Origin of the sequence: Marinobacter sp. CH_CUG1437-1, assembly GCF_037029655.1 — a bacterium.
GTDB classification, from domain to species: domain Bacteria; phylum Pseudomonadota; class Gammaproteobacteria; order Pseudomonadales; family Oleiphilaceae; genus Marinobacter; species Marinobacter salsuginis.
In genome coordinates this window covers 41,333-52,977 of the sequence record NZ_JAYMEW010000004.1, presented here as the reverse complement: position 1 = coordinate 52,977, position 11,645 = coordinate 41,333, and the positions used below count along the sequence as shown (strand labels likewise).

The window sequence follows — 11,645 nt, the reverse complement described above, 5'->3', positions numbered from 1 at the left end:
GGGCCTTCTATTTACGAACCGTTAGTGGATTCGAACTGCCAGAACATCGCATTCGGTTCCATGAAGGACCCCGTTGGCGGTTGAGCCCAGCAACAGCTGGAAACCCTTTCGCCCATGACTGCCGACGATCACCAGATCCACTTCCTGCTCCTTGGCGAGCCGGTGAATTTCTGATTCCGGGCGACCGACCGTCACTACCTGATTGTTCTTTGCGACGCCGTACTGATCCCCGTAGGTTCCCAACTGCTCGCGCGCCGCTTTGTCGAGCTGATCCTGCAGTTCCGTCAGGTCCATCGGGATGTCACCACCATAGGCATACCCGACCGGCTCAACCACGTGGACCAGCATCAGCTCGGCACCATGGGCTTCGCTCACGGCCTTTGCCTTGTCCAGCACCTGAGGCGCCTCTTCAGTGAGATCAATGGCAACAAGCATCTTTTTATAGGCAGACATCGTTTCGCTCCTTCGCACACGGGGTATTGTTCTGAGGATAGTACCTTAAATTCGGTCGGGAAAGTGTAGCGGGAAACTGACGGGTATCAAAAACAGAAGCGGAAAACTGCTTTTCTGGCAGGCAATTACGCCTGCCAGAAAACGGGGTAGGTGTTCAGGCGTTACCCTGAAGAAGTTCAATGGTTGTGGCCAGGCCCTTGAGGATGCCCTTGGAATACCGGTCGATCACAAAACCCACGTTGTTTTCGTTGTAGTTGATGTAGGATCCGCGAATGAATTGCCACTTGGATGAGATGTCGTCAATTACTGCTTTAAGTTCTTGTGTTCCCTCGCCCTTTTTGACCGAAGCCAGCAATTCGTCCAGCTCCCGGGCCTGCTCGTCCAGCGGGGTTTCGGTGGAAGAACCCTGGAAGGTCTGGGCAACCGAGGAGTTGGTCCTGACCGAGTACTTGGCCATCATCTGGGCCATCTTTACGGCAGCCGACCGGGCCGCTTCAACCCTCGGATTGGTGTCGGTCTGGGAGCTCTCCTGTGCCACCCGGTAAAGCTCGGTGGCTTTTTCGTTCATGGTCAGCGCCTGGTTGGCCATATCGGAGACGAGGCGCAGATCCGGATAACCCTGATTACGCACATCGTTGATATTGTCTCGCATCAGGTTCTTGAACTTGTCGAATTCCTGATTCAGCCCCTCCAGCTCCTCGGCCGACAGTACTCCCGAGTCGCTGCCAGCAACGGAGTTCATGGAGTCATTGGCCGAGTTGATGCCCTGTACGATCTCGTTCAGGGTGTCGGTGTCCCCGGTTCCACTGAAACGGTAGTACGCATCCAGAGCTACGTAATTGCTGACCCGGAAATTATGAAGATCGGAGAGAAATCCGTCGGCGCTATCCTGGGCGCGGGCGCCCATGGACGTCAGTGCAAGGAAAATAAATACGGCTACGAGGGAGCGTATCCGCGGGTTGGCGTCTTTCATCGGATGGGTCTCCGTAATGCGGTTTTATTATTGTGGACCAAAGTCGTAGATCGAAGGTAAAGTAACTGCGTCAGCCAATCAAGCAGTTTTGGCGGCGTTGTCGCCCGTAAATGTAAATAACTTTGAAATTTGCGTGACGAAGTTCCTAATTTCCCTGAGCAGTGGCTTCCAGTTCACTGAAACATAACAATTCCGCTCCAATTTCTTCGGTTGCCCCCGGCATTTTGGGGACTTTTGCAACCCTCCCGAAAGAAACAAATTGACAAACGCGCCGTTTTTTTTCATCGTGTGCCCTCACGATTCAAACGACTGTATGAATTTTTGGATCGGATGATCGGGCAGTGACCGAAATCTCGCTGCACAAACAGCCGCGCCGGTAAACCAAAAGCACCGCTCGGCTGGAAGCAGTTCCAAACACAGACTGGAGATCAGTTGATGATTTACGAAGGTAAAGCCATCACGGTTAAAGAGATCGAAGGCGGGATCGCTCAGTTGAACTTCGACTTGCAGGGCGAGTCAGTGAACAAGTTCAACCGTCTTACTATTGAAGAGCTCCGCGCCGCGACTGACGCACTTAAAGCGCAGAAGAACCTGAAGGGCCTGGTAGTGACCAGCTCCAAGGACAGCTTCATTGTTGGTGCCGATATTACCGAATTCACCGAGCTGTTTGCGGGCTCGGAAGAGGATCTGGTAGCCAACAACCTCAAGGCCAACGAAGTCTTCAACGCCGTTGAAGATCTGCCGTTCCCCACCGTTACCGCGATCAACGGTATGGCCCTGGGTGGCGGTTTCGAGATGTGTCTGGCGACCGACTACCGGGTGATGGACAAGAAGGCCAAGGTTGGTCTTCCGGAAGTGAAACTGGGCATCTTCCCTGGCTTCGGCGGTACCGTGCGTCTGTCCCGTCTGGTAGGCGTAGACAACGCCGTTGAGTGGATCAGTGGCGGCACCGAGAACCGTGCAGATGCGGCACTGAAAGTCGGCGCTGTGGATGCCGTGCTCGAGTCCGACAAGCTTGTGGATGCAGCGGTTGGCATTATCAACCAGTGCAACGAAGGCAAGCTGGATTACGAAGCTCGTCGCGAAGAGAAGAAGGGCAAGATCAAGCTTAATGCCATGGAAAGCATGATGGCATTCGAGATCTCCAAGGCATTCGTGGCCGGCAAGGCTGGCAAGAATTACCCGGCGCCGGTCGAGGCCATCAAGGTCATGCAGAAGCATGCCGGTATGACCCGTGACAAGGCAATCGAGGTAGAGGCCAAAGGCTTCGCCAAGATGGCCAAGACCAACGTTGCGGCTTGCCTGGTTGGCCTGTTCCTGAACGATCAGGAGCTCAAGAAGAAGGCCAAGGCCTGGGAAAAAGAAGCCAATGACGTGAACCTGGCCGCCGTACTCGGCGCCGGTATCATGGGTGGCGGCGTTGCGTTCCAGTCCGCCTTGAAAGGCACGCCGATCATCATGAAGGACATCAACCAGGACGGTATCGCCCTGGGCCTGAAGGAAGCCAAGAAGCTTCTGACCAAACGGGTCGAGAAGGGCAAGATGAAGCCCGATCAGATGGCTGACGTGCTTAACAGCATCACGCCGACCCTGAACTACGGTGACTTCAAGAATGTCGACCTGGTTGTAGAAGCCGTGGTTGAGAATCCGAAGGTGAAAGACGCGGTTCTTCGTGAAACCGAAGATGCGGTTCGTGAGGACACTATCCTGACCTCCAACACCTCGACGATTTCCATCGATCTGCTGGCGAAGAACCTGAAGCGTCCGGAAAACTTCTGCGGTATGCACTTCTTCAACCCGGTACACATGATGCCGCTGGTTGAGGTAATCCGTGGCGAAAAGACCAGTGATCGTGCGATCGCGACCACCGTGGCTTACGCCAAGGCCATGGGCAAGACCCCGATCGTTGTTAACGATTGCCCGGGCTTCCTGGTTAACCGCGTTCTGTTCCCGTACTTCGGCGGCTTTATCGGCCTGGTACGTGACGGTGCTGACTTCCAGCACGTTGACAAGGTTATGGAAAAGTTCGGCTGGCCCATGGGCCCTGCCTACCTGCTGGACGTTGTCGGCATGGATACCGGCAAGCACGCCGGTGAAGTGATGGCAGACGGCTTCCCGGACCGCATGAAGCACGAAGGTACAACCGCCATTGACGTGATGTTCGATAACAACCGTTACGGACAGAAGAACGACAAGGGCTTCTACAAGTATGAACTGGACCGCAAGGGCAAGCAGAAGAAGGTTGTCGACGAAGAGACCTACAAGCTGCTCGAGCCGGTTGTTCAGGGTAAGAACGAATTCAGCGAAGAAGACATCATCGCCCGTATGATGATTCCTCTGTGCCTGGAAACCGTTCGCTGCCTGGAAGACGGCATTGTCGAAGATCCGGCAGATGCTGATATGGGCCTGATTTTCGGTATCGGCTTCCCGCCGTTCCGTGGCGGTGCCCTGCGCTATATCGACGATATGGGTGTAGACAAGTTCGTCGAACTGGCAGACAAGTTTGCAGACCTTGGTCCTCTTTATCACCCGACCGAGAAGCTGCGTGAAATGGCCAAGACTGGCAAAAAGTTCTTTGGCTAACCCTGAACGAGATTTCCGAACGGAGAAAGATCTATGAGCCTTAATCCGAGAGACGTTGTCGTCGTCGATTGCGTGCGGACTCCGATGGGTCGTGCCAAAAACGGTTGTTTCCGGAACGTGCGTGCAGAGACCCTGTCCGCCAATCTGATCGAAGCACTGTTTGAGCGCAACCCGAAGCTCGACCCGAAAGAAGTTGAAGATGTTATTTGGGGCTGTGTAAACCAGACCAAGGAGCAGGGCTTCAACGTGGCGCGTCAGATTTCCCTGCTGACCCGCATTCCCCACGAGTCTGCTGCTCAGACCGTGAACCGTCTGTGTGGTTCGGCCATGAGTGCGATCCATACTGCCGCGCAGGCCATCATGACCGGTAACGGTGATGTGTTCTTCGTGGGTGGTGTCGAGCACATGGGGCACGTACCCATGACCGAAGGCTTCGACCACAATCCGGCGGCCTCCAAGTACTCCGCAAAGGCGTCCAACATGATGGGCTTGACTGCGGAAATGCTGGCCAAGATGCACGGGATTACCCGTGAGCAGCAGGACGAGTTCGGTGCTCGCTCCCACCGTTTGGCCCATGAAGCGACCGTAGAAGGCCGTTTCAAGAACGAAATCGTGCCGATTGAAGGTCACGATGAGAATGGCTTCAAGGTGCTGATTGAGCAGGACGAGACTATTCGTCCGGAGACCACGGCTGAATCCCTGAGCCAGCTGAAGCCGGCCTTCGATCCGAAGAACGGTACTGTGACTGCCGGGACTTCCTCCCAGCTGACCGACGGTGCCGCCGCCATGGTACTGATGTCCGCAGAACGGGCTGAGGCCCTGGGACTTAAGCCGATTGCCAAGATTCGCAGCATGGCCGTTGCCGGCTGTGATCCCGCAATCATGGGCTATGGTCCGGTGCCTGCCACCAAAAAGGCGCTCAAGCGCGCAGGCCTGAAAGTTGAAGATATCGACTTCTGGGAACTGAACGAGGCCTTTGCCGGACAGTCGCTTCCTGTTCTCAAGGACCTGAAGCTGCTGGGCGTTATGGAAGAGAAGGTGAACCTGAACGGCGGCGCGATTGCCCTTGGCCATCCGCTGGGCTGCTCTGGTGCACGTATCTCCACAACCCTGCTGAATGTGATGCAGGCCAAAGGCGGTAAACTTGGTGTTTCCACCATGTGTATCGGTCTGGGCCAGGGCATCGCGACGGTCTGGGAGCGTCTGTAACCCGTTAAGGAGGTTGCAGTACGCGGTTTCAGAAGGCCCGGCAAATGCCGGGCCTTTCTGTTTCAATCGGCGGCCTGAACCGGGTTCCCGAATGTGAAAAAAAGCAGGATTGAAACCAAAGAATGGGTTGTCTTGCTATTCTTGACCCTGTAAAACAGTGAGCCTATACAGATTGGCGGCGTATGAGTGTTTTCTAGCCGACTGATTTTACAGCGAGTTTACGGTTTGCTGATTAATTGACCGATTTATCGCCAAGGATACAGAACTCCGATATGGGTAAAAGTCTCGTAATTGTCGAGTCACCAGCGAAAGCGAAGACCATCAACAAGTACCTGGGCTCTGACTTCATCGTCAAATCGAGCGTCGGGCATATTCGTGATCTTCCCGTCAGTGGCAGCGGATCCCAAACCGATCCCAAGGAGCGTGCCAAGCAGGCTGCGCTCACCCGGAAGATGAGCCCGGAAGAAAAGGCGGTGCATAAAAAGCGCAAGGCCCGTGAGCAGCTGGTCGCCCGGATGGGCGTCGACCCGGATCAGGACTGGAGTGCGCGTTACGAGATCCTTCCCGGCAAGGAGAAGGTGGTCAGCGAACTCAAGCGTCTCGCCAAATCAGCAGACCATATCTATCTGGCAACGGATTTGGACCGCGAAGGGGAGGCCATCGCCTGGCACCTTCAGCAGACGATCGGTGGCGAGCCCGAGAAATACCGACGTGTAGTGTTCAACGAAATCACCAAACGTGCCATTCAGGAAGCCTTCAAGGATCCCGGGAATCTTGACAATAACCGGGTGAATGCTCAGCAGGCCCGACGTTTCCTGGATCGGGTTGTAGGCTACATGGTGTCGCCCCTGCTTTGGGCCAAGATTGCCCGGGGCCTGTCTGCCGGTCGGGTGCAGTCAGTCGCCGTACGGCTGATTGTTGAGAGGGAACGGGAGATCCGGAAGTTTGTTCCGGAGGAGTTCTGGCAATTACACGCCGATCTCGCGTCCGCCAAGGCAGATCAGCCGGTCCGCTTTGAAGTAACCCGCCATGACGACAAGCCTTATCGCCCGGTCAACGAGCAGCAGAGCAGCGAGCACGTCAGCCGCCTCAAGGCGGGTACGTTCAAGGTTGCCAAGCGGGAAGACAAACCAACCCGTTCCCGCCCGTCGGCTCCGTTTATTACCTCCACGCTGCAGCAGGCGGCGAGTAACCGCATGGGCTTCAGTGTCAAAAAGACCATGATGCTTGCCCAGCGTCTATATGAAGCTGGCTTTATTACCTATATGCGTACTGACTCCACCAACCTGAGTCAGGATGCGATCAACAGTTGCCGCACCTATATTCAGAAGCAGTTTGGCGATAAATACCTGCCGGAAAAGCCCCGGGTTTACGGTAGTAAAGAGGGCGCCCAGGAAGCCCACGAAGCCATCCGGCCAACGGAAGTCAGTCGCCGGCCCTCGGATATCAGTGGCCTGGAGAAAGACGCGGAGAAGCTCTACGACCTGATCTGGCGCCAGTTCATTGCCTGCCAGATGTCCGATGCGGAGTTCCTCAGCACCTCGATAGTCGTTGCTAACGGCGATTATGAGCTGCGCACCCGGGGCCGGATTATCAAGTTCGACGGTTTCCTGAAAGCCGCGCCCCAGGCGGCCAAGAAAGATGAAGACATCGCCCTGCCTGATATTCAGGTAGATGAAGTGCTGGACCTGAAAAAACTCGACCCGAGCCAGCACTTTACCAAGCCTGCGCCCAGGTACACCGAGGCGAGCCTGGTCAAAGAGCTAGAAAAGCAGGGCATTGGCCGTCCCTCGACCTATGCGTCGATTATTTCCACGATTCAGGATCGCGGCTATGTCAGGCTGCAGAACCGCCGCTTCTATGCCGAGAAGATGGGCGAGATTGTGACCGAGCGCCTGTCAGAATCTTTCCCGAATCTGATGGACTTCGATTTCACCGCGAAGATGGAAGATGAGCTCGACGAGATTGCCGAAGGGGATGTCGAGTGGAAGAAAGTCCTGAATGATTTTTACGGCCGTTTCAAGCAGCAACTGGAAACGGCAGAAAGTGGTGAAGACGGCGGCATGCGTGCCAACACGCCCACCGAGACTGATATTCCGTGTCCGAGCTGCGGTCGGAATATGCAGATTCGTGTGGCCAGTACGGGTGTATTCCTGGGCTGCTCCGGTTACTCATTACCACCGAAGGAGCGTTGCAAGACCACCATCAATCTCGTGTCCGGCGACGAAGTGGTCAGCGCTGACGATGACGTGGAAGGCGAGGGCGAAACCCGGCTGCTGCGCAAGAAGCGCCGCTGCCCCAAGTGTGGCACCGCCATGGACAGTTACCTGGTGGACGAAACCCGCAAGCTGCATGTTTGCGGTAACAATCCGGACTGCTCTGGCTACGAGGTAGAAAAGGGCACGTTCCGCATCAAGGGCTACGATGGTCCGACCCTGGAGTGCGACAAGTGCGGCTCTGAGATGCAGCTGAAGACGGGGCGGTTTGGAAAGTATTTCGGTTGTACCAATGCCGAGTGCAAGAACACCCGTAAGCTGCTCAAAAATGGCGAGCCAGCTCCGCCCAAGATGGATCCGGTACCCATGCCGGAGCTTCAGTGCCAGAAGGTGGATGACACTTACGTTCTTCGTGATGGGGCGTCCGGGTTGTTTCTGGCCGCCAGCAAGTTCCCGAAAAATCGGGAAACGCGACCACCTCTGGTGATGGAGATCAAACCACACCGGAAGGAAATTGATCCGAAGTATGATTACCTGATGGATGCGCCCGAGCGTGATCCTGAAGGCAATCCGACGGTGATTCGCTACAGCCGCAAGACCAAGGAGCAGTACGTCATGTCCGAGAAGGAAGGCAAGGCGACGGGCTGGTCCGCGTGGTATGTGAACGGAAAGTGGCAGCCGCAGGACAAGAAAAAGTAGTGCCTGTGGATTCGGGGCCGGGTGAGAGCTTTCATCCGGCCCCAGCTTCAGAGACTTACCGGAACTTCCTGAGTCTCTGGATTAAAGAGGATGTATCCCAGCGTTTGCCCCCCATGGACTGCACATCCGCGTAGAACTGATCCACCAGAGCGGTGACTGGCAGAGACGCGTTCACTTTTCGTGCCTCTTCCAGGCAAATCCCCAGGTCCTTACGCATCCAGTCAACCGCGAAGCCGTGTTCGAATTCACCCGCAATCATCGTTGCCGAGCGGTTTTCCATTTGCCAGGACTGGGCTGCCCCTTTCGAAATCACATCCACCACTTTTGCCACATCCAGCTCAGCCTGCTCGGCAAAGTGCAGCGCCTCTGAAAGGCCCTGTACAAGACCGGCAATGGCGATCTGGTTAACCATCTTGGTTTTCTGGCCACTGCCAGCTGGGCCCATTCGGTTGAGTGCGCGCGCATAGTGCTCCATAACCGGCTCGGCTTTCGCATAGTCCTGTTCCGAGCCGCCGCACATGATGGTCAGCTTGCCGTTTTCAGCGCCTTGCTGGCCGCCGGATACAGGCGCGTCCACAAATCCCATGTTGTTTTTACTGGCAGCCTTAGCAAGATACTCGGCAATGCCGGCAGAAGCCGTGGTGTGGTCGACCAGAACTGCACCTTCGGAGGCATTGGCGAGGATGCCTTCATCGCCTTCGTAAACTGCTTTAAGATCGATATCCGCACCAACGCAGGTGAGTACTATATCCGCGCCCTTCACGGCCTCGGCAATGGAGGTGCAGCTGGTTCCCCCGTATTCGCTTGCCCATTGCTCGGCTTTGGCGCTGGTTCGGTTCCAGACCCTGACGTTGAGCCCGGCCTTGGCCAGGTGCCCGGCCATTGGATAGCCCATTACGCCGAGGCCGATAAACGCTGCTGTAGTCATTGCTTTCTCCTCTTATGTTTTTGTCGGGTTAACTTAGCACAGAAGGTCGGGGCGGCACGCAATAAAAAAGGCCGCTGAATCAGCGGCCTTTCCATGCGTTGCCCGAGAAATCAGGCTTATTTCGCCGGATAATCCCGGGAATCCGAGCCAGTGTAAAGCTGGCGCGGACGGCCGATGCGATAGTCGCCGCTGACCATTTCGTTCCAGTGCGAGAACCAGCCGATGGTCCGCGACAGGGCGAAGATAACCGTGAACATCGAAGTCGGGATTCCGATGGCCTTGAGGATGAGTCCGGAGTAGAAATCGACGTTCGGGTAAAGCTTGCGCTTTACGAAGTACTCGTCTTCCAGCGCGATTTTTTCCAGGCGCTGGGCGATCTTCAGCAGCGGGTCGTTTTCCAGGCCTAGCTCGGTCAGAACCTCGTGAGCGGTTTCTGCCATCACCTTGGCGCGCGGGTCGAAGTTCTTGTAAACCCGATGTCCGAAGCCCATCAGACGGAACGGATCGTCTTTGTCCTTGGCCTTGGCGATGAATTTCTCGATGTTGGATTCGTCTCCGATTTCGGCCAGCATGTCCAGAACCGCTTCGTTGGCGCCGCCGTGGGCAGGGCCCCACAGAGCCGCGATGCCGGAGGCAATGCAGGCGTAGGGGTTGGCGCCGGTAGAGCCGGCCAGGCGCACCGTCGACGTTGAGGCATTCTGTTCATGATCCGCGTGCAGGATGAAAATCTTGTCCATGGCCTTGGCCAGGATCGGGTTCGGCTTGTACTCCTCGCAAGGAACGCCAAACATCATCTGCAGGAAGTTCTCGGAGTAAGAAAGGTCATTACGCGGATAAATGAAAGGTTGTCCAATGGCATACTTGTAACACCAGGCGGCAATGGTCGGCATTTTTGCAATCAGGCGGTGAGCGGTAATTTCCCGCTGCTCCTGGCTGGCTACGTCCATCTCGCCGTGGTAGAAGGCGGACAGGGCGCCGACCACACCACACATGATGGCCATCGGGTGTGCATCACGACGGAAACCCTGGAAGAAGTTCCGCATCTGGTCGTGCAGCATGGTGTGGTTTTTGATGGTCTCGTGGAACTTCTGGTTCTCCTCGGCGCTTGGAAGTTCGCCGTGAAGCAGGAGATAGCAGACTTCAAGGTAGTCGGAGTGTTCCGCGAGCTGTTCGATCGGGTAGCCGCGGTGCAGGAGAACGCCATTTGCACCGTCGATGTAGGTTATGGCCGATTCGCAGGCTGCGGTCGATACGAATCCGGGGTCGTATGTAAAAACGCCTTCCTGGACTAGGCCTCGTACGTCGATAACGTCAGGGCCGACGGTGCCGGAATAAATCGGTAGCTCAATGGACTTGTCCCCCACCGAGAGCGTGGCTTTCCTGTCGGTCATGGTGCTCTCCTATTTATCAGCTTTGAAAGCTTTATCTACAGTTATGGATGCGCTAGAAGGCGCGTATTATCGCAAAACTGGCGGCAAAATATAGGGCGTTGGCTTTTTTTGTCAATGGAAGAGTCGGGAAAACCCAGAATTTGACATTCGCTGTAAATCAGGGATATCCCGAATAACAACGGATTGGGGATGGAAAAGGATTTGTCAATCATCCTTATAGCTGGCTTAACCCCCTGAAATACGCGGCTTGAGCGACGTTGCAGGTTTGTAATTGGTTAGGGTACTCCTTATAATCCCTAGCCCGGAATTGGGGATAAACCTTCTCCCGCTGCCTGTAAATAGTGGTTTGCCGGTGAGGTTATCTCCCTTCTGAGCCAATCGTGTGCCGGTTTCGTATCTGCACGCCGATCCTTACATACCAACCATCCGCACCCGGTTTTCCGGTCCCGCGGAACCAAGAGAGAGTGTGAGAGCGCTGTGAATAGCAAACGACCAGTAAATCTCGATCTCGGCAAGTTTCATTTTCCGCTGCCAGCCATTACGTCCATATTGCACCGTATCAGCGGCATCATCATTTTTGTTGGTGTTGCGTTCCTGCTTTACGGGCTTCAGCTTTCCCTGTCGGGGGAAGAGGGTTTCAGTCGTGTCAATGAACTGCTGGACAGCTTCCTTGCCAAGCTGATTATCTGGGGCATCTTGTCTGCTCTGTTGTACCACCTGGTTGCGGGTATCAAGCACCTGTTCATGGATATGGGCATTGGTGAAGAGCTCGAGAGCGGCCGCCTCGCCTCGAAGATCACGATTGTGGTTTCCGTCATTCTCATCGTTCTGGCAGGAGTCTGGGTATGGTAAACAGCGTCACGAACCTGGGTCGCAGTGGTGTCTATGACTGGCTGATCCAGAGGGTAACCGCCTACGTACTTGCTTTGTATACAATTTTCCTGCTCGGCTTTCTGTTGACCTCCGACGTCAACTACGAAACCTGGAGTGCGCTTTTCGACCAGACCTGGTTCCGTATCTTTACCCTGATGGCACTGCTTTCAATCGGTGCTCACGCTTGGGTGGGGCTCTGGACGGTGACGACCGACTATATCAAGGCCATGGGTCCCAGGTTTATCGTGCAGGCGGCTTGTGGGCTGACCATGTTCGTCTATGTGGTTTGGGGCATTCAGATTCTTTGGGGGCTTTAATCG

The 11,645-nt window shown here is 55.4% G+C and carries 9 protein-coding genes; 5 read left to right on the top strand and 4 right to left on the bottom strand.

The window, feature by feature from the left end:
* Positions 1–21: 21 nt before the first annotated feature.
* Both WA411_RS12275 and WA411_RS12270 read right to left on the bottom strand, forming a co-directional pair.
* A complete protein-coding gene (locus tag WA411_RS12275) occupies positions 22–453 on the bottom strand; it encodes a universal stress protein (protein ID WP_069185002.1) in 432 nt (143 codons plus the stop codon).
* A gap of 154 nt (positions 454–607) precedes the next feature.
* Positions 608–1,426 carry a hypothetical protein gene (locus tag WA411_RS12270; protein WP_069185003.1) on the bottom strand — a complete coding sequence of 273 codons (819 nt, stop codon included), beginning with the start codon at positions 1,424–1,426 and terminating at the stop codon, positions 608–610.
* Positions 1,427–1,861: 435 nt separating this feature from the next.
* Between WA411_RS12270 and fadB the strand changes: the two genes are divergently transcribed.
* From fadB to topA, 3 genes are all read left to right on the top strand, one after another.
* Positions 1,862–4,009 carry a fatty acid oxidation complex subunit alpha FadB gene (gene fadB / locus WA411_RS12265; RefSeq protein WP_153634638.1) on the top strand — a complete coding sequence of 716 codons (2,148 nt, stop codon included), beginning with the start codon at positions 1,862–1,864 and terminating at the stop codon, positions 4,007–4,009.
* A gap of 33 nt (positions 4,010–4,042) precedes the next feature.
* Positions 4,043–5,218 carry an acetyl-CoA C-acyltransferase FadA gene (gene fadA / locus WA411_RS12260; RefSeq protein ID WP_069185005.1) on the top strand — a complete coding sequence of 392 codons (1,176 nt, stop codon included), beginning with the start codon at positions 4,043–4,045 and terminating at the stop codon, positions 5,216–5,218.
* A 272-nt stretch (positions 5,219–5,490) separates the two neighbouring features.
* Positions 5,491–8,133 carry a type I DNA topoisomerase gene (gene topA / locus WA411_RS12255; RefSeq protein WP_136632038.1) on the top strand — a complete coding sequence of 881 codons (2,643 nt, stop codon included), beginning with the start codon at positions 5,491–5,493 and terminating at the stop codon, positions 8,131–8,133.
* 55 nt (positions 8,134–8,188) lie between these two features.
* Here the strand turns inward: topA and WA411_RS12250 are convergent, their stop codons facing one another.
* Together WA411_RS12250 and gltA are read right to left on the bottom strand one after the other, a co-directional pair.
* Positions 8,189–9,061 carry an NAD(P)-dependent oxidoreductase gene (locus WA411_RS12250; RefSeq protein WP_291907498.1) on the bottom strand — a complete coding sequence of 291 codons (873 nt, stop codon included), beginning with the start codon at positions 9,059–9,061 and terminating at the stop codon, positions 8,189–8,191.
* Positions 9,062–9,177: 116 nt separating this feature from the next.
* Complete coding sequence (gene gltA / locus WA411_RS12245; RefSeq protein ID WP_069185007.1) at positions 9,178–10,452, bottom strand: citrate synthase; 1,275 nt, start codon at positions 10,450–10,452, stop codon at positions 9,178–9,180.
* 477 nt (positions 10,453–10,929) lie between these two features.
* On the opposite strand from gltA, the gene sdhC reads away from it, so the two are divergent.
* Together sdhC and sdhD are read left to right on the top strand one after the other, a co-directional pair.
* Positions 10,930–11,304, top strand: coding sequence for a succinate dehydrogenase, cytochrome b556 subunit (gene sdhC, locus WA411_RS12240; RefSeq protein ID WP_064228094.1), 375 nt, complete (start codon positions 10,930–10,932; stop codon positions 11,302–11,304).
* A complete protein-coding gene (sdhD, locus tag WA411_RS12235; protein WP_064228095.1) occupies positions 11,298–11,642 on the top strand; it encodes a succinate dehydrogenase, hydrophobic membrane anchor protein in 345 nt (114 codons plus the stop codon). The genes sdhC and sdhD overlap by 7 nt, the downstream gene beginning before the upstream one ends.
* Positions 11,643–11,645: the final 3 nt, after the last annotated feature.

Coding starts and splice junctions, on each gene's coding strand:
- WA411_RS12275 (WP_069185002.1), bottom strand. CDS start 453: ATGTCTGCCTATAAAAAGATGCTTGTTGCCATTGATCTCACTGAAGAG.
- WA411_RS12270 (WP_069185003.1), bottom strand. CDS start 1,426: ATGAAAGACGCCAACCCGCGGATACGCTCCCTCGTAGCCGTATTTATT.
- fadB (WP_153634638.1), top strand. CDS start 1,862: ATGATTTACGAAGGTAAAGCCATCACGGTTAAAGAGATCGAAGGCGGG.
- fadA (WP_069185005.1), top strand. CDS start 4,043: ATGAGCCTTAATCCGAGAGACGTTGTCGTCGTCGATTGCGTGCGGACT.
- topA (WP_136632038.1), top strand. CDS start 5,491: ATGGGTAAAAGTCTCGTAATTGTCGAGTCACCAGCGAAAGCGAAGACC.
- WA411_RS12250 (WP_291907498.1), bottom strand. CDS start 9,061: ATGACTACAGCAGCGTTTATCGGCCTCGGCGTAATGGGCTATCCAATG.
- gltA (WP_069185007.1), bottom strand. CDS start 10,452: ATGACCGACAGGAAAGCCACGCTCTCGGTGGGGGACAAGTCCATTGAG.
- sdhD (WP_064228095.1), top strand. CDS start 11,298: ATGGTAAACAGCGTCACGAACCTGGGTCGCAGTGGTGTCTATGACTGG.